The organism is Exiguobacterium sp. UBA5002 (assembly GCF_002396765.1).
In the GTDB taxonomy this organism is placed as follows: domain Bacteria; phylum Bacillota; class Bacilli; order Exiguobacteriales; family Exiguobacteriaceae; genus Exiguobacterium_A.
The window spans coordinates 20,200-37,298 of the sequence record NZ_DGYQ01000036.1 but is presented as its reverse complement, the minus strand read 5'-3'; the positions used below and the strand labels follow the sequence as shown (position 1 = coordinate 37,298).

At 42.6% G+C, this 17,099-nt stretch carries 29 protein-coding genes; 3 read left to right on the top strand and 26 right to left on the bottom strand.

The features are described 5' to 3' along the window. Positions 1-2 precede the first annotated feature (2 nt). The 24 genes from B4C70_RS11185 to B4C70_RS11070 all read right to left on the bottom strand — a co-directional run bounded on the left by B4C70_RS11185 (position 3) and on the right by B4C70_RS11070 (position 11,764). On the bottom strand, positions 3-563 hold the full coding sequence (locus tag B4C70_RS11185; RefSeq protein ID WP_290779421.1) for a hypothetical protein: 561 nt from the start codon (positions 561-563) through the stop codon (positions 3-5). Positions 564-737: 174 nt separating this feature from the next. Further along, a complete protein-coding gene (locus B4C70_RS11180; RefSeq protein WP_290779419.1) occupies positions 738-875 on the bottom strand; it encodes a hypothetical protein in 138 nt (45 codons plus the stop codon). Between the two features lie 300 nt (positions 876-1,175). Continuing rightward, a complete protein-coding gene (locus B4C70_RS11175; protein ID WP_290779417.1) occupies positions 1,176-1,814 on the bottom strand; it encodes a hypothetical protein in 639 nt (212 codons plus the stop codon). Further along, entirely contained in the window at positions 1,811-2,434 is a 624-nt protein-coding gene (locus tag B4C70_RS11170; protein ID WP_290779414.1) for a hypothetical protein, read from the bottom strand. The genes B4C70_RS11175 and B4C70_RS11170 overlap by 4 nt, the downstream gene beginning before the upstream one ends. After that, complete coding sequence (locus B4C70_RS11165; protein ID WP_290779411.1) at positions 2,376-3,917, bottom strand: hypothetical protein; 1,542 nt, start codon at positions 3,915-3,917, stop codon at positions 2,376-2,378. Before B4C70_RS11165 ends, B4C70_RS11170 begins: the two co-directional genes overlap by 59 nt. A 107-nt stretch (positions 3,918-4,024) precedes the next feature. Beyond that, positions 4,025-4,264, bottom strand: coding sequence for a hypothetical protein (locus B4C70_RS11160; RefSeq protein ID WP_290779408.1), 240 nt, complete (start codon positions 4,262-4,264; stop codon positions 4,025-4,027). Beyond that, positions 4,227-4,568, bottom strand: coding sequence for a hypothetical protein (locus B4C70_RS11155; protein ID WP_290779405.1), 342 nt, complete (start codon positions 4,566-4,568; stop codon positions 4,227-4,229). Before B4C70_RS11155 ends, B4C70_RS11160 begins: the two co-directional genes overlap by 38 nt. A 63-nt stretch (positions 4,569-4,631) precedes the next feature. Then, entirely contained in the window at positions 4,632-5,345 is a 714-nt protein-coding gene (locus tag B4C70_RS11150; RefSeq protein ID WP_290779402.1) for a hypothetical protein, read from the bottom strand. A 43-nt stretch (positions 5,346-5,388) separates the two neighbouring features. After that, positions 5,389-5,811, bottom strand: a complete 423-nt coding sequence (locus B4C70_RS11145) for a hypothetical protein (RefSeq protein ID WP_023467947.1) — start codon at positions 5,809-5,811, stop codon at positions 5,389-5,391. After that, a complete protein-coding gene (locus B4C70_RS11140) occupies positions 5,798-6,130 on the bottom strand; it encodes a phage antirepressor KilAC domain-containing protein (RefSeq protein ID WP_290779399.1) in 333 nt (110 codons plus the stop codon). Before B4C70_RS11140 ends, B4C70_RS11145 begins: the two co-directional genes overlap by 14 nt. Beyond that, a complete protein-coding gene (locus tag B4C70_RS11135) occupies positions 6,120-6,284 on the bottom strand; it encodes a DUF6011 domain-containing protein (RefSeq protein ID WP_414654475.1) in 165 nt (54 codons plus the stop codon). Before B4C70_RS11135 ends, B4C70_RS11140 begins: the two co-directional genes overlap by 11 nt. A 30-nt stretch (positions 6,285-6,314) precedes the next feature. Continuing rightward, a complete protein-coding gene (locus B4C70_RS11130; RefSeq protein ID WP_290779393.1) occupies positions 6,315-6,620 on the bottom strand; it encodes a hypothetical protein in 306 nt (101 codons plus the stop codon). A 21-nt stretch (positions 6,621-6,641) separates the two neighbouring features. After that, entirely contained in the window at positions 6,642-7,145 is a 504-nt protein-coding gene (locus B4C70_RS11125; protein WP_290779390.1) for a Holliday junction resolvase RecU, read from the bottom strand. 116 nt (positions 7,146-7,261) lie between these two features. Beyond that, positions 7,262-7,699: a hypothetical protein gene (locus tag B4C70_RS11120; RefSeq protein ID WP_290779387.1), complete on the bottom strand. Its 438-nt coding sequence runs from the start codon at positions 7,697-7,699 to the stop codon at positions 7,262-7,264. A gap of 157 nt (positions 7,700-7,856) precedes the next feature. Continuing rightward, on the bottom strand, positions 7,857-8,093 hold the full coding sequence (locus B4C70_RS11115; protein WP_055968565.1) for a hypothetical protein: 237 nt from the start codon (positions 8,091-8,093) through the stop codon (positions 7,857-7,859). Continuing rightward, complete coding sequence (locus B4C70_RS11110) at positions 8,090-8,320, bottom strand: hypothetical protein (RefSeq protein ID WP_290779383.1); 231 nt, start codon at positions 8,318-8,320, stop codon at positions 8,090-8,092. Before B4C70_RS11110 ends, B4C70_RS11115 begins: the two co-directional genes overlap by 4 nt. A 30-nt stretch (positions 8,321-8,350) precedes the next feature. After that, a complete protein-coding gene (locus tag B4C70_RS11105) occupies positions 8,351-8,695 on the bottom strand; it encodes a hypothetical protein (protein WP_290779380.1) in 345 nt (114 codons plus the stop codon). Continuing rightward, a complete protein-coding gene (locus B4C70_RS11100; RefSeq protein ID WP_290779377.1) occupies positions 8,692-9,642 on the bottom strand; it encodes a DnaD domain-containing protein in 951 nt (316 codons plus the stop codon). The genes B4C70_RS11105 and B4C70_RS11100 overlap by 4 nt, the downstream gene beginning before the upstream one ends. A 5-nt stretch (positions 9,643-9,647) precedes the next feature. Continuing rightward, on the bottom strand, positions 9,648-9,878 hold the full coding sequence (locus B4C70_RS11095) for a hypothetical protein (RefSeq protein WP_290779374.1): 231 nt from the start codon (positions 9,876-9,878) through the stop codon (positions 9,648-9,650). Positions 9,879-9,921: 43 nt separating this feature from the next. Further along, positions 9,922-10,071, bottom strand: coding sequence for a hypothetical protein (locus tag B4C70_RS11090; RefSeq protein ID WP_290779371.1), 150 nt, complete (start codon positions 10,069-10,071; stop codon positions 9,922-9,924). A gap of 103 nt (positions 10,072-10,174) precedes the next feature. Beyond that, the gene (locus B4C70_RS11085; RefSeq protein WP_290779368.1) at positions 10,175-10,474 is read right to left on the bottom strand and encodes a hypothetical protein; all 300 of its coding nucleotides are present in this window, start codon (positions 10,472-10,474) and stop codon (positions 10,175-10,177) included. A gap of 25 nt (positions 10,475-10,499) precedes the next feature. Next, complete coding sequence (locus B4C70_RS11080; protein ID WP_290779365.1) at positions 10,500-10,772, bottom strand: hypothetical protein; 273 nt, start codon at positions 10,770-10,772, stop codon at positions 10,500-10,502. Positions 10,773-10,788: 16 nt separating this feature from the next. Beyond that, on the bottom strand, positions 10,789-11,466 hold the full coding sequence (locus tag B4C70_RS11075) for a BRO family protein (protein ID WP_290779362.1): 678 nt from the start codon (positions 11,464-11,466) through the stop codon (positions 10,789-10,791). A gap of 88 nt (positions 11,467-11,554) precedes the next feature. After that, positions 11,555-11,764, bottom strand: coding sequence for a helix-turn-helix domain-containing protein (locus B4C70_RS11070; RefSeq protein WP_023467933.1), 210 nt, complete (start codon positions 11,762-11,764; stop codon positions 11,555-11,557). A 149-nt stretch (positions 11,765-11,913) separates the two neighbouring features. On the opposite strand from B4C70_RS11070, the gene B4C70_RS11065 reads away from it, so the two are divergent. After that, on the top strand, positions 11,914-12,324 hold the full coding sequence (locus tag B4C70_RS11065; protein WP_023467932.1) for a helix-turn-helix domain-containing protein: 411 nt from the start codon (positions 11,914-11,916) through the stop codon (positions 12,322-12,324). Positions 12,325-12,745: 421 nt separating this feature from the next. On the opposite strand, the gene B4C70_RS11060 is transcribed toward B4C70_RS11065, so the two are convergent. After that, entirely contained in the window at positions 12,746-13,738 is a 993-nt protein-coding gene (locus tag B4C70_RS11060) for a hypothetical protein (RefSeq protein ID WP_290779355.1), read from the bottom strand. 160 nt (positions 13,739-13,898) lie between these two features. On the opposite strand from B4C70_RS11060, the gene B4C70_RS11055 reads away from it, so the two are divergent. Continuing rightward, entirely contained in the window at positions 13,899-14,750 is an 852-nt protein-coding gene (locus B4C70_RS11055; RefSeq protein WP_290779352.1) for an excalibur calcium-binding domain-containing protein, read from the top strand. Positions 14,751-14,802: 52 nt separating this feature from the next. Here B4C70_RS11055 and B4C70_RS11050 read toward each other — a convergent pair whose 3' ends face one another. Further along, positions 14,803-15,696: a hypothetical protein gene (locus B4C70_RS11050; RefSeq protein WP_290779349.1), complete on the bottom strand. Its 894-nt coding sequence runs from the start codon at positions 15,694-15,696 to the stop codon at positions 14,803-14,805. Between the two features lie 245 nt (positions 15,697-15,941). Between B4C70_RS11050 and B4C70_RS11045 the strand changes: the two genes are divergently transcribed. Beyond that, positions 15,942-17,090: a tyrosine-type recombinase/integrase gene (locus B4C70_RS11045; protein ID WP_290779346.1), complete on the top strand. Its 1,149-nt coding sequence runs from the start codon at positions 15,942-15,944 to the stop codon at positions 17,088-17,090. Positions 17,091-17,099: the final 9 nt, after the last annotated feature.

Here is a 17,099-nt window from a genome sequence, read left to right as displayed (position 1 = left end):
TTTTAATCTTCTTTCGATAACTTTTTTAGTTCATTTTCTATAAATTCATATATACTGCTCACATCAGCTCCAAAAGCCGTAAAGGAAGATATCTGCATTAAAATCCCGCTCAAAGTTTTTTTCTTTTCCTTTTGTGACGCTTCCATTTGTATCATCATTCGGACCATAAAATGAATAATGGCATCACGTTGCTCATTTGAGTTTTGACTATTGCGAAGTAGCGAAGAAAGTATTTGAATTTGTTTTTTTAAAAGCTCTACTTGTTCATTATGTCTTCTAAGCTCTTCTGCCTCTTTTTCCTTTATAGTTTTATTATGCGCTTCAATCCCTTCTCTATAATTGAAAGGCACATGATTATGATTCATCAGACTACTTATATTATTTTCAACGAGGTCATACAAAGGTTTTTCTGTTAACTCGCCTAAAGAAATATAGTCTTTTGTAAGATCACTTACTTTAAAGTCTCTTTCAATTTCCTCATTCCAAACGGCTTGCTCTTCCAAACTCTCTCGCAGTTTTTGTTTTCTAACCCTATATCCCTTTAACAAATCATCATCGTTCATCGCAGGCACCCCTTATTGTTAATTAACTAACATTGTAAGGGTTAGATGATACCATGTCATTTATTGTAATTAAATCCATTCTCTAACCAACAACGCACGACCACTCCGCCCTCACGCTTCAAAGCTTGCTTCACATTTTTTTGGCTGCGTCATACGTTGTTGGCAAGAAGTGAATTACTTCATGCGTTTGGTCTCCTGTTTCCAGAGGTACTTCAGCCAGTCACTTTGAGGAATCTTCGTGACAGGTCCTGTGCGTTTATCTTTACGACTTGAACTCACTTTCCAGTGGATCGTGTATGGTTTGCGTTTCATGCAATCACTCCTTATATGTACAAACATCCGGATGAGACCGATCATTGCAAGCATCTGGGGGAATGACATGGAACCGATCGATAGGCTGACTAAGGGAGGTCAAAGGTCAAATTCACTCATCCGGATATTTCTGCATACAAAAAGCGCCCTGTCCGTTACAAGGCGCTTGGTATGTGAGTAATGCCTATGTCCTGTAGAACAATGCAACCGTCGTCGCACCCAATTCGTCTACATGGAAAGAATATCACGTATTTGGCAAGTTTTTGTATCAAGTTTGTATCAAAAATGTATTACGTTTTCTTACGTATTTGTATTACTTTTTTCTTTCATATCCTTTGGTATAAATAAATACATAAATTTTTCATAAGTTTTTCTACTTGTTCTATTCCAATTTTTTATCTCTTCTAGGGAATTCGTAACTTTATCGAGTATTTTAAAGTAAGCTTGGTACATTTCTAGTTCATTTTTTTCCTTATCAAAAGAAGAAATGAATGTCATATATTTTTCTATGTCAATGATTGAAACATAAATTTTATGAATTAATCTGTCTTCCTTTGAATGGAAATTAATTGCACTCTTTAAAAAAATATCTTTATAAACCAGTACAGATAATAAGTTAATTTGCCTGTCTGCTGTGTTAATTAAAATTTTGATTACTTTAAGAAGAGAATCGTCATCAACGTAATGATTCTTAAATTCCTCTTCTGTCAAATTCATAATGTCAATATTCTGAGTTACTTCACCTTTATTATCTAAGAAATTTAATGCTTCCTCTAAATTTTCTAAAATCTGATTATTTTTTTCGATTTCAACTCTTAATAACTTTTTTATATTCCTTGCAACAACTAAGTTCTTACTTAATTCATAAAAACTTCTAATGATTATAGTAAGCAATGCAGATCCTAATACAGGTACGATAATGTCTAAAGAAAGTGTCAACGTAGTTTAGCTCTATTCGCTGCTTCTGTTAAATATTCGAGTTGTGATAATTGCCGAATAATCATTTGATTATCATCAGCATGTTCTTCCAAAAGGTCAATTTCATCTTTTGAAATTTTTAAGTTATTTATGCTTTCATTAGACATACCTCCTTCATCTCTTTTGAAAAAAGAAGATTCGTCTCCAATTGAAGAAAGGATGTTTGAGATTAAATAAGCATCAATTTCAAAAAATATTGGAACATCTACCGCTTCAGATTCAATCGCTTCTCGTAAATTGAATTCTTCCTCACATCCACAATCCTCATCGCAAATAAAATCTTCTAGTTCATCTTCAGTAAGAAAAACATCAGTATTATTTTTACATGTATAACGATACTTTAATTCAAGTGTTCTATTATCGTTTATCGAGCTGATATATACGAACAGAACGAAAACTTTTGATAATTCAATATTAAAAACTTTTGAGAATCGATATGGATTCAGAAATTTTTTCCCGCTCTTAACCTCAGAATTAATAAAGTAATTTAATTTCTCATAAGTTTCGTCAAATGGATATAACTCATTGAGACTCGGATTTCTCTGATATAATTTTTCTAAATTTGTTTTTAACATTGTCATTGATTTGTGCCCTCGCTTCAGATATTTTCAACGTATTTTTTATTGGTTTAACTCTTCCGCTGATTCTTTTATCATTTTGATAATAAATAAAAATCAAGTGATCGTTACTTAGTGTTATTTTAATTTCTTGAGAAAATTTTTCTCCTGATGGAATTACTGTTGAAACATGCAGACCAAGTTCATTTATCAACTTGATACCATCGACTACCTCCTGAAGATGCCAGTAAAAATCTGATGTATATACTGGAAGTCTCTCTTGATTTTTAGTAGTTGATTTTGTCACTTCCCAATCACGTACTGTAAATGAGAAAATAAAATCTTCAAGCCCATTAATAATATGATATTTCTTTTTTAGCTTTGTGAAAGCCTTCATATTTTTTAAAAATTTAACACTCATTCCAACACTATGATTATCAAAATCCTTAAATTTTTCATTTATAAATTTTTCAATATCACCTGTATCTTTTTCCTCATTTTCTCCTAGAATTCTCGAAATCATTAAATCTCTGTCTTCCTTAAATAACTTATACATAGCTAGTTCAAAAGGAGACTTATTAAATGCTTCGTTTTCTGTATTAAATGTTTTAAGATTATTGAATTTAGTTGCGTCATCTTTCTCATTATTCATTTCTTCTAAGGCAATCCTAGCAACTTGGTCACCAATAGAATGAATATAAAGTTCCGACTCTACAAGACTCTTAATTCTGCTATACAAAGTTAAAGTAGCAGATTTTTCGTTTTTGAATTTAGAAGTAATTGTTTTATTAATATCAGCTGATTCTAAAATGATTTTTTTCATATCAATTGTAGGATTACATAAGTCTTTTAACGTATTCTCATTATATGATAATTCAAAAAAGTCATTTTCAAAGTCAAATGTATACTTAACAAATACTGATTTTGTATTTTTCTTTTCTGTTTGATAAATCACACCAATTTTTTCATACAGTTCAATTTTATTTTTATCTTTGTATATACTAAAGTAATGATCATTTTTTAGTTTTATGTCTGTAATCTTTGAGGGATTATATTCTCCTGTAATTTTTGGATCATATTTTTTTATTAGCAATAGATACAGTGAGTTCATGTAATCTTCTAAACAATCATAATTTTCAATTGAGTAACTCATCCCGTAAACTCTTCTAACATTAAAATGATATTCTAAATTAGTTAAATATTGTTCATGAAAAAGTTCTGCATATTTCTGTTCACGGTTAAAGAATTCATTCTTTAGTTTTTTAACATATCCGTCTGCCCTAGTACCTGCAGAAGCATTTTCTCTATCGATAATAGATAATATGGCTTCAATTTTTTTCTCTTCGCTTTTGTATCCTCTTTTATTCTTTTGAAGTTCTTCATAATGACGATTTGTAAAGCTATCTATATCAAGCTTAATCATGCTTTTTAAGATATCATCCAAAGTAGCATTCGTAAAAATATTTAATAAATTATCCTGAATGTTTATTTCTATTGTTTTCTCCATGTTTTAGCCCCCAAAAATCAATCTACTAATTCATGGTAAAGCTAAAATTGTAAATTCACCTAATATCCAACCGAAAAAACGTATGACATTTTTCGACAATTTTTAATTTAATCGAAACTATTAGTCTTACTATATACGTTTGTGCGATTAAGTTTTTCTTGAGCAATCAGTTCGGCTTCATCGTAGCATGGGCACGGTAACCATTCGTTGTTGATACGGTATGCCATGCCGAACGGGTGATGGAAGTAGCGTTTCATCGGTTCCTCTCGTGTGACGTGTACGCGTTTCTCGGCGAGTTCGATGCACGTGTTATGCGTCATGTTCTCTCTCAGCTGGGTATGTCCCATCTATCTCGTCCTCCTTCTGAATGACTGCTGCTGTTTTGGGTTGACTGGTGCTCGTCCGCGTAGGGTGCGCCTTGATGAGATAGGGTATTCGTTTATGCTGATCCTCGAACGAGTGCTGGATGTCCGCTCGTCGTGCTTCCGTGTCTCGTCTCAATCGGGAGAAGGTCTCTTCGAACACGTGCTGATTATCGTGTTCCACTTTCGGTTTTGAAGGGTTCGAACGTTTCTTGCCGATGAACTCGACGCTGAGAATCCCGATAATCAGAATCGGTGTGAGGATAAATAAGGTTTCGGGTGGTGTCATGATTGCCTCCTACTGCTGGAGTACTGCCGGGCATTCCGCCCGGCGTCTCCGTCGTTCACCTTATTAGGCGATGATTGTGAGTTTATCCGCTTCGTTGTATTCAGCTAAGGCTTCCATCAGGTAATCTTCGATGTTCCGGATGGCTTCATTCTTCCAAGCACCACCGTCTGCTTCGAACAAGGCGACACGCGGACCGTTCTGCATCCGAAGGACGAACTTGCTTTCCGGCTGATCGACTTCGATGAACGTCCGGTATGGTGCAAGCGTCACTGGATTGACGACCTTGACGTCTGCGACAGTCGCGACACCCGTTTTCATCGTCACCGCTTGCGAGATACCGTCGTCTCCAACACCTCGGACATTATCTTCCTTGAGGTTACCGACCATTTTCAGAATCAATGCTTGATCCTTGTTCGGGACGAATACCGACTGCAGCTTGATGTTGATGTCTTCCGGATCGTAGTACGAGTCGAATCGGAAGGACGGGACGTAGGTACTAGCTTGGATGTAGTGATTCCGATTCTGATCATTGTTGAGTTTGCTCATGACAGTGACCGTTTCTGGATCTTTAATGTGGATGAGTAGCGGTTCGTTTGTGTCGAACTCGCTTTGGATATACTCGACGAGTGCCGTCAGCGTATGAACCTGAAGTACGCTTGAAGTTGGTGCCTTGATCGCGTAAAGTTCGCGGTCTGAGACAATACGACCGTGTATCTGAGTAGTTTGGAATTGACCGTGATCTTTGATCCAGTTGAATGCGTCTTTCAGTAATGACATATGAACAGCTCCTTTGATTGTGGTGGGTTGTGTTGTGTTGGGATTATGCGCGTGAAGAACGTGCGTCTCGTAAGTCGATGACGACTTCGTTCGGGTATTCTGGACTCTCTTCAATCGGTACACCGACGTCATTCGCAATGTCGCCGTTTTCCGTGATCATCATCTGACCTGGCATGCTCGACTTGAGCTCTTGGCCAACTGCGTTCCCTTCGCCATCGACGTCGATGATAATCTTCGAACCGATAGCACGTGCTGGCGTCAACGTCGTCTTAACGCTGATGTCGACCATCGCAAGGTCACGCTGTTCATCCGCTGACAAGGTCATCGAGATCGTCACCTTCCGCTTCTTCGTCGGATCCGTGTTGAGGTCCGCGATGTTCGCATAGACTTCTCTCAAGGCATTATTGACACGTTCTGCGAATGCGCCTTCCGCGAATTCGTTGAGGTTGATTTTAGGTTGTGGCATGTGATTCCCTCCGATTGGTTGATTGTGATTGGATGATGTCGTGGATTTGGAGCCGACCGATCGGCGTCCACGTCATCGTGGTCTTGCAGCCCATGCTACCGTTACGGTGCATGAATGGATATTCGTTGATCGTGACGAGACCGCGCTTCAAGTGTGCTGTACAGAGTTCCCAGCTCCCGTTGACCTTCCGCTGGATACCAGCGTGCTCGAGGAGAGCGTTCAGCTTCCTTGCTGACATGCCATATCCTTTCGCGACTTGTGTCGTCGTCATCGGGCGTTTGTCCGCTAGGATGCGTTCGAGCATTGGATCAGGACTCATGTGTGTCGCTCCTTTCGAGTGCAAGTTGAAGTTGATTACCGACATCATTCTGTCGCCGCAGCCATTTTTCCTTGCAGACGGGTCCGATGCCTTCCCTTTGGCTTTCCTTCGTCGTGAGCCGTCGTCGTGAGCCGACGTCCGCAGACCGGACAATAGCCGGTCCGTGACTTCGGTGGTCTACGTTTCATGACGCAGACTTCACGGTATCGATCAGGCGCAACAGCATGCCTTGCTCACTCCGGAAGCGCGGGATGCGCATTTCCTCATAGCATCGTTCCCAGTCCTCTAGGATCATCCCGACGACCGCTTCCTCGTCCGTCTCGACTTCCGGACGCATGGCGTCCATCTTGCCCATCATGTCGATCAGGATGACACGTTGTCCGTTCCCTCCAGCGCCGAGCATGTGATACTCGTCCTCGACGAGACGGTAGAGCGTGTTGAACGTCACCTTCGTCTCTTCTTGCCCAGCTAGTTGTGTTGTTTGTTCCATGTCATTCGCCCCATTTCATGTTTAGTGATGTTCCGTTGCGATACTCAGATAGTCGAGCAGGACGCCGTCTCTCGAGACGACCTCGCTCGTCTGTTCCTCGAACCAACTCAGCGGAATCGACTTGCGTTCGCGTTGGTTCGCCCAGTCTAGTGCGTCACCGCTCGAGAGATAGAACGTCTTGCCTAGTTTCTCGAAGTGGATCAACAGGAACGCCATGCCACCGAAATCCTCGATGCGTCGGAGTTCGTCGAATTGATGCGTCTCGATGTTCTTCAGCGGGAAGGAGGTCGCATTCTTCGTCGATTTCGCGTCGAACGAGAGGTACCGCCCTTGATGCATCCCAGCGAAGTCCAGTCCACCTGACTTTTCGAACCAGTACTTGCGGACATTACCTTCCTTGTCGAGCTGGAACTTCGCTTCCGGAAAGGTCTTCCGGACGTGCGCGACTTTCTTAAGTCTGTAGTGACGGTTCGACATCTCGAGCATCGTCTCGAACCGTTTTCCACGGTTTGCGTGGTGTCTCATTAGGATTCTCCTTCCGGAATGGATTCGTTGTCTCGTCCGCGAGGAACAAGGAAACGCTGCGTGGTCGTTGCTGGACCAGTCGTTCGTAGCGATAACGTTTGAAATCGATAATTATGTCAGTCCTCCCAGATACCGAAATGGTCGGCGACGGTCCCGAGTAACTTGTCCTTCGCCTCGTAGTAGGTGTTGCGGTTGCCGTAGCGCATCATCTCGATGACGACGTTATCCGTGTACTTGAACTTCGGACGGAATCGAAGATCCCAGATCTGGTTCAAGTCTGGATCGGTCTCCTCGAGTTCCTCCCGGATCCGGAGCAAAAGCCGATGTTCCGCTTCTGCTTGCCGGAGTTGTTCGAGTAGCATGACCGCCTTCTCGACGTTGCTCGACGGTCTCGTGTTGTGTTGTACCTCGCTTGCCTGATACCCAGCCGTGATGGACGGTGCGCTCCGTGCCTTGAGTGACTCGATGCGGGACGGGAGCGTGAACAGGCTTCTCAGCTTGTTCTCGACCAACGTCCGTTGTGCTTTGGTCAACTTATGTGCGATGAATTCCATCCTGTGCCGTCTTCCCTTTCGTGTTAGAGTCTCAGCGGTCTCCACCCTTCCTTGATCAAGCGTTGCGTTTCATGTTGTGGTGCGTCCGGGATGTACAGCACTATGTACTGGTTCTTCTCGCGACGCTAGAATAATTGGGGGCTTGATCCGCTGTATTTTATGCGTGCTCGACGCTTGGCCATCGTGCCGTTACCTCGTGTTCCTCGAGGGCACGCCCTTCGAGCGTCCACTCGCGTCGTTCGTTCGATAGCATTACTGCCGTCGTGATCGGTCGTAGTCCTTCCTCGACCTTGACGAGCTTCCCGTCGATCAGCGTATGCCGACGGATCTGGTTCGAGATGAGCAGGATCTGCTCGTGCTCGAGTGTGTGTTTCCGGAAGACGAGCGTCTTCATGTCACCCCTCCTTTTTTCTCCCGGTCCGGCAACTCGATGTATGCCGTGTGTCGGGTATTGCCGTGACTGCTGACGTATCGCTTACGACCGGTGTAGTGTTCGGTCGCGAACTCCTTCTTGTTGTGAAGATACTGTTCTTTACCGAGGAACCGTGCACCGCGGCTCTCATGCTCCGCGATGCGACGGTCCAGACGTGCTTCATCCGTGTCTGTCAGTCTGATTCGCATCTTATGCCTCCTCGAGAGAAACTAACCATGTCAACCAAGCGGGTGACAGCGACGTCGTTTCCTTCCTGAGCGACGAATATGCTCTTTGCCGGTCGTCCCTTGTTCGTCTAAACAATTGTCGAAGTAGTTCCGTGACATCGGCTTGCTATAGAGTGCCTTTGCCGCTTCAAAGGTCACGGTATAGGTGACGTGTTTCGTAGCACTCGGAGATCGTCTAGCGATACCGAGGTCGCAAAGGTGCTCCCAGTCGGCGTTCGCACCGATCGATCCGTAGTAGTTTCGCCACGGCTTCTTCCGTTTGTTCAGACCGAGCGCGTACCGAAGCTTCCGGAGATGCTCAGTCGTCAACCGTTCGATGATGTGCGGAATGCTCAACTCCTTTCCGGTGTCTCGAGCGATCGAAGGAGTGCCGCGACCTCTTCGTCATCGGGGACGTCTGATGTGAACGCCTCCTTCTGCTTCGCTTCGTGCGCTTGCTGCTTCGCCTTCTCTTTCGCAAGCCATTCCGGTTCCTTCATGCCGGACGATGCATGACGTCGATTTCCGCCACGGGTCCGTTGTCGTTCACGGAACTGGTTCGCTTGATCCTTCGCTTGTTCGACCGTTTGGACGCCTGCTTGTGCCCAGGTCTTCAGGATGCCGGTGATATAGGTGTACTTACGGACGTTCGAGAGCGTCGCCGTCTCGATGGCGAACTGGACCAGCTCAGCGCCATAACTCTTGACGTCGTCCTCGATCTTCTCGATCGTGAACGGTGGCGCGAGTGGTTCGATGTTCTTTCGGTAGAAGTCGATCAGTTTCGTCAGTGCGTCTGCTACTACTAAATCTTTTAGTTCTTTTGGTTCTTTAGTACCTTCAATACTTAGTAGTGTTCGATTTTCCACTTTTGGTTTTTCCACTTTTGGAAAATCGGATTCTGGTGGGACCAGTTTCTGATTTTCGCATTCTGGTGGGCTTGGTTCTCCCTCCGGTTCATCCGGCTCTTCATTTCGTCCCTTGTCGGCATCCGGTTCTTCTGAATCGCTTGCGAACACCGGGCGTTCATGGACGACGAACTCCCATTCCTTGAACTTGCCTTTCTCTCGGACAGGGACGCGCTTGACATAACCAGCGTCCGTCAGTTCCTTGATGGCCGATCGTGTGCTCGCTCTTCCGTCACTCGAACGATTAACGAGATCCGTCTCCCGGACCTTCCAATCGTCCGGCAATCCCATGAGATAGCTGTGCAGTCCCTTTGCCTTCCAGCTCAATGTCTTTTCGTTCAAGAGCGTCTTGTCGAGAACGACATAGTTGTCTTCCTTCTTGATGCGTATGATGGACATGTAATTCACCCCAGTGCTTTCTGTGACACGTTTCGTGTACGTTCATTTGCTTCTGTGATTCGAGTCGACGCGGTGTGGATGGCGTTCAAGGCGCTCCATGCGGCTGACCCTTCCGGTACCGCGTTCGGGAAGAGGACGTCCAGTTGTTCGATGAAATAACGGATCGTCTCTGCTTCCTGTTGGATCACCTCATGCGGATCTTCCGCTCGTGTGCGGCTAACTTGTATGACTCTCATGGTTTCCCTCCTGTCCGGAGCGTGATACACTAGAGTTCCTAGGCTAAAGTGTGTCATCGCTCTCTTGAGTGATGGCATTTTTTGCGTCTTCCGGTTCGTGTTCGAGCCAACGGAGGAAGACGAATGCGAGTGGCGCGATGATCATGACGAAGAGCCAAGTGACGCCCGCCATGTAGATGAGCTCTGGTGACAACTTGTTCACCTCCTTTCCGAACGATTCTTCAGGACGTCGAACCCGACGCCACCGAAGGCGATGCTAAAAGCGATCAAGCCGAAGCCATAGATGACGTATGCGTTCATTTCAGCTTGTTCGGAGGATCCATCTGAAGCAGATGCATGTCGAACGTGTCTTCCATCAGATGCAGGACATGCTGTTTGTTAACGGCGTCGATCACGATGATCGGATCATTCTTGACCATCTGTTTGAACTGGACTAACGCATCCGGCTGACCTTCTTCAACCATCTCCTGGGTCACATCGACGAGAATGTTCGATACGACGTCCTCTACATTGATGAGCGGCAACAGAGTCGGGTTCTCATAAAATCGCTCCACGAGCGTATTAGCTAATACATCTAAATTGGTATAAAGCTTCATGTCTTTTCTTCCTCCCTTTGTGAAATCATTTCCAGACCTCTCCGCGTCCCCATGCATCCAAATCCACTTTGTTGTAAAGCTTGAGCTTCGAATTTTGCGGAGTATGATAGGGAATACCGTCGCGTATCGTATATTTGTCGAGGGTCGCTGCATCAATCCCAAGATGATGCGCGGCTGCTTGTCGTTGCATCCACTGAGGCTGTATGTCACTCAGCTTACGGATTGCGCGGTCTGCGCTCTCCTCCAGTAGATGTTCTAGTTGAATCTTGGATAATGTGATAATTTCTATCGCATCCATGAATGAACTCCCTCCTTCATACAAGCGTCGGGCGCCAATTGCTGACGTACTTCAAGGCTTCGTCGAATTGGTTCTGCCGAATGTCGCGGTAAGAGGCAACAGCGAACGCACGCTTGATGTCACTACCGAATCGACCGTACAATTTCCCTTTCGTGTCATACAGTTCCGATGGTCGCTCATCTAACTCTTTCCAGATATGTTCCGCACGTTTCTTCTTAGCACGTTCAATAGCAAGTTGCTGTCCATAGTCGAGCGTCATCCGCTCATCGATCTTCTCCGTCAGCACGGTAATGGCTGCTTCCGTCTCCTCTTGCTTGACGAGCATTTGCGATGTCGCAGCGAACAACTCTGCAAACGGGATACCCTTCGGCATTTCATAAGATCCGGTCTGGCGGATCGACGGAAGAACGTCTTCCATCACCCAGTTCTCGAATTTTTGTGCTGCAGGTAACTTTGAGTTCGTGACGAGTCTATAGACATCTGGTTCTCGAATAACTCTCGTTTCCTGTGATCTACCTAAGTTATCGATGACGGGATGAAATATCCCCTCACCTTTGCAATGCCGATTGACAGCTTTATGCGGTTCTTTATATCCAAGAGCCTTTGCTACGTCTGAAGCGACAAATAGCGGATTTGTTTTATCGCCGATCATGCGAATAGAGTTTCCTTCGAACACTTTTGTTAGCTGATTCATTATTAACCTCCGTATGATTTTCATTTTTAGAAATTGGGTAAAAATAAACGAAAAGTTTTATTGCATTTATAAATTACCGTTTCGGTAATCAGTCGACAAAAAAATATTCAATTGGCTTACCATACAATCTAGAGAGCTTCATCAAGAATGTTGATTTGATTCCTCGCTTTCCAGCCTCAATCCTACTAATCGTTGCGGCTGACTCGTAACCTGTAAAATCAGCAACTTCCTTTAGAGAAAGATTCCGTTCCTTGCGAGCATTTCTTAATTTTTCAAGGTCAACTTTGGGTTCCGGCAAATGAATCACCTCCTTATTTATTACCATATCGGTAACTTATGAACTCAATATACATTACCATTTAGGTAATCGTCAATACTTTATTTCCAATTCGGTAAAAACAGTTTTCCGTTTTGGCAAAAATGATATATTTGAAAGGAGATACTAATATGGAGTTGATACTAATGGAGAAGGCTTTTCGAGGGGATAGACTTAAAGAACTGCGTCTGAATCGCGGATGGGCACAAGATGACACTGCATTGAAGTTAGGTATAACACCTGCGACGTTATCAAGATTTGAGACTGGAAAGCGTCAACCGGATCCATCGACTTTGGTTTTATTAGCGGACACGTTTGATGTCACTGTAGATTATTTACTTGGCAGAGTCGAAGATCCTAGAAATACTTTGAACAACTATATTGAACATGTCTCTAAAACTAATAAACTGATCGGGATGCATTTTTCAGAAGAAGAACTTAACTCTCTTGATCAAGAAAAAATCGATAAGATTGTAAGTTACATGAAGGACCAAATCGCTTTAGCGATATCAACCGGAATAAATGATAAGACTAAAAAATAAAACTGATTGACGCCAACTATTCAGCTGCGTCAATCAGTTTTTTTAGTGAACTGTGCCATAAATTCGTTTTAGAGATCTCAGATTCAATCTCACTATTCACAAAGAGAACGTATGCGCCTAATTCCTCGCTCCAACATCCTTTTAGCGGAACAAGACCATCATTAGTTTTCAACATCAATTTTTCATTGCCAGAGTAATCCATCACAACTCTCCTTTAAACAAGAACATTTGTTCTATTCGTTTCCATCATTATGCATGACGCATAACCCATTTTCAAGCAATACCCTGTATTTTACAACGTTATCAATTCGACACATAACGACAATCAAGCATTTTTCTTTTTCTGTTTTTCATAATAGTTTATAAAAATTAGTACAGTTTTTGTCGAAATAAAAAAGGATGATTTCTCATCCTTTACAAATCATCTCAATTCTTCTGTGAGAGTTACCGAAGAGGCTAATTTTTCGATGTTGTCCTTTAGTATATAGCCATCTGAAGTACGAGAGTCATTTAACGCCATCAAAGAATTTTTATCAAATACATACTTTACTATGAAGATTCCATTCTCATCATCTATAAACAAAGCTAGTTGATCTAGTTTCTTATCTTTATCTAACGCTTCTTTAACAACAGAAGCAGCTAAGTGCTTGGATTGACTATGGATTTGTTCCAAAGATCCACCAATAGGCTTAACACGCAACATAATAGTGTGGTTTGATTCATTTAGAGCAGAAAAGTTCTTTTCGACTTTTTGAGTCTTGAAGATGTAATCATTTCCGATTTTCTTATAGAATGACGTAATTGATTGCTTTTTCGGTGTCTTTACCTCTGCCTCTTCCTTTTTTGATTCCTGAGGCTCCGACACTACTTTGTCGTTACTGATTTCTGTTTTTTCTTTTTGAATCGTTTCGGGTTTCGCAACTGCTTCTTCTTCATTCCCAACGAACAGTCCGACTACGAATAAAAGCATAAGAGCATATACACTAATTGCAATCGCAGACTTCCAAATGGACCCGCTGCGGAAACCTAGCACCTTTTGGATTGCCTTCCGCTTCTTAAGAATGATTTGCTTCTGTTTCTGGATTTCCTTACGTATCTCATCACCGTCATATGCCCTCGCGATAGTTAAAACAACGTCTCTTTCTTTTTCATCACTATAATAAAAAGATTTCAAGAACAATTCATCTAAATACATCTGCTCGGGCAACGCATCCCATTTTACCTTCTCAACGAGTACGAATATACCGTCTTTCTCCTCGACAAACCGAAGTCCGTCACTTTCTTGTACAATATACCAATCGACACCAATTCTCTTCTTTCTATAACGTCCGCTCGCTATATTCAGACCTGGGTATTGTTCTTTAAGACGTTCTATCGATGTTTTTTCGACTTTCTTTTCCTGTTTCTCCTCCATCTTGTTCATCCTCCTTCAATTCATCATTCTCCCTATTATATTCGGATTAGTATTGCAATAGTTTCATTATTTTACTTAATTATCTAATAAAATCTTTTATTTATGGGAATATTTTCTATTAAATGTATACTGAAGTAAAACACTGAAAGGAAGGATAACTATGGATTCTAAAGAAATTCGTCGTACCCTGAAATCAAATCATCCTGAAGGGTACGTAACGAGCGGACAGCACCAAAGTGATTCTTACAGTATTCCCTATTACGTCGTTGCGACTGCTAAAGAGGGGCTTTTCTTCTATGTCAATAGACGTGGATCTCTCGATATGGATCTTCACTTACCTTGGGTAAAAGTTCCGGATACGCTATATCTTCGAAAGGATAAGAAAGACAAGACATATCGTACAAAAGAAGAATTATTACTGACGATTTTTGTCGGTGATAAAGAGGGTAAAATGGTAGCTGAACTGATTGAAGGACGTCGGAAACTTTTACCTTGGATGAAGTTTCCTTGGTATCGAAAGGTTCCCGGATATCGTAGTCAGGTCGCTTGGAAGATGGTCATGGCTTCAATGTTCTATTTCTTCTTCCTCGGAATGATCTTCGCCAGTGCTTTGGAGGATGTTGAAGATGATACTAAACAAGCCGTGAAGCAACCCGTCGTTCAGACAGAGGCAGAAGAAGAACCGAAGAAGTCAGATTCTGAAGCCGCAAAGAAGAAAAAAACTGAAGAACTAGCAGCTGCTAAAAAGGCTAAAGAAGCTGAAGAGAAAAAGAAAGCTGCTTTAGAAAAGAAAAAGGCTGCCGCGAAACTGGCTGCTCAACAAGAAGCTGAACGAAAGGCGAAAGAAGAAGCTGCTCAAAAAGCTGAAGATGAGGCTGCTGTGACCCAAGTTAGTTTTGATAACTGTGATGATTTAAGAACTGAATATCCGAACGGTGTACCTAGCTCTCATCCGGCATATGATTCAAGTATGGATCGTGACAAAGATAATTTTGCATGCGAACGCAATTAAAAAAAGTGATCCTTATGGGTCACTTTTTTTAATTGTTACACATCTATCGATCCTATGTTCTATAAAACAAACCATTGGGCTCTCCGATACTTTTGAAGTACAAATCAATGTTTTCAGCAAAATAGAAAATTGCATCTACAGCAAGAGAATACGCATATTGAGCTTCCTCTTTGTCAAATAAAACTCTTGATCCATGTGCGATTTGATTTCGCCATCTCAAGACTTTTGTTTCCCATCCAATCCAATCATCCATTTTGCTAAGTTTTGTTTTATATAATTCTTTCATGAGAGTGTTAACTTTAGAGGGTATTTTCTTATCTTCTAACAAATCATAAATTTCACCTTCCGATAGTTCACCTTTTTCTAAGTAGCCATGAAATAAAAATGTATCTACGAAGGATTCAAATGCAATTTCAGCAAATAAAATAGAAGTTGAATAATCTCCATCAACTAAATTTTTCAATGAGAGTTGTAACAAATGCATCCATGTAGCAGAATAATTCTCCATATTTGCATTTATATATAGCATTACTTTGGCGTCTAAACCAAAAAGACTAGTATCGGTATTCTCATGAAGAGATGTAAAAACATCAAAACCTTCGCTTGTAATATTGGATACTCCAACCGAAAAATTTTCGAGAGGTACAGCCCAAACTTTATGGACCCTTAAAACTCCTTCTGGAAGTTTACAGTTTTTCATGAAGCCTATCTTCACATCAATTGTATGAAAAAAAATATAGTTTGCTAAAAAAGAATTTGCTTGAAGTGCGTTTTCTTCATACACTTTTAGTCCCTTTTTAATACCATCGTATATAGAAAATTCAGCTTCACAAGAAGGATCATGGCAACTCAATCTATCCTTTTTTAAGTCTTCTTCGTCTAAACTCCAAGCACTATCGCAATCGATACAATGAATCATATAAACAAACTTTCCAAAGTAATCCATTCATACTCCCCCCATCTTTTATTCTGTAAAAATATTATAAAACATTTCCATATATACATATACTTATTAACTAAATAAGGAAAATGATCTGGTGTTTTGAAACAAATTCTTTATAATTAGTAACAGAGATTACAAAAAGACATTTTTAATTAAAACAGATATACTCAAAGCACCTTCTCTGGTGCTTTTTTGAGACTTTAAAATCGAACGTATGTTCTAAAAAGCATGAACTGGGGGCCATGACTATGGCGAATATCAAAAAAAATCCGAAGACTGGACTATGGTGGGTTCGACTCTCACTCGGTACAGATGAACGAGGAAAACGAATCCAGCACTACTACTCCAACAAACGAAAACAAGAGGTTGAGTTTTGGATCGCAGAGCAACTGACTGCGCGAAGAGATGGGACGATCCAGAAAGTCATTCAAGTAAGAACGATGGAACAACTCATCGAACTGTGGCTCGAGGACCATGTCCGACTGACCAAGGCCACAACCACCTATCATTCCTACCGCTCCATCGTCCGACAAATACCAGATTGGTTCATGAAGCTAAAGGTCGATCGGGTTGAAGCCATCCATGCGCAACGTCTGCTCGCGGATTGGCACCGGGATCAAATCAAAGCTTCGACGGTCAACTCTAGACGTGCCATCTTCGTCGGCATGTTCAGCTGGGCGATTCGGATGAACAACTACAGAGGGTCAAATCCCTTCTCGGCGGTCACGAAGTTGAACGAAGGTCTAAAGGAGATGCAGACGTATTCCGCAGAACAACTTTCCCGCTACTTGCGTACCGCACGTGATGTGATGACGACAGGGAACTACGCTGCGGTGATGTTGATCAGCTACACCGGTCTTCGTGCTCGTGAGGCGACGGCTTTGCGCTGGTCGGATGTCGACTTCGAACGGATGGTCATCATGGTGAAACGGACGGCAATCGAGGTCAAGGGAGGCTATTCATTCTCAAACACGAAAGGTAAGAAGGTCCGAGTCGTCACCATCTCTCCGCATGTCGCTGAAGAACTTCGTCGTATCCGTGTCGAACAACGCTACGATAGTTTGCGTATGGGCTGGCGAAATGAAGAGGACTTGGTCTGCCTTGGTGTATCGGGCGCCTATCTATGGCATTCAGGGCTACGTCGGCGTCACATTGAGACGTTCAAGACCGCTGCACTCCCGAAAATCACATTGCACGGTCTTCGTCATACGCATGCTTCACTCTTGATGGAAATCGGTGTCCACGCGAAGGTAATCCAGGAAAGACTGGGTCATGCGGACGCCACTTTGACGATGGACACCTATGCTCACGTATTGCACACTTTACAATCGGATACGGCGAAACAATTCGAACAGCTTTTAAAACACAAAAAAACCGCTCAACAGAGCGGTTCGTAAGAAAAATCC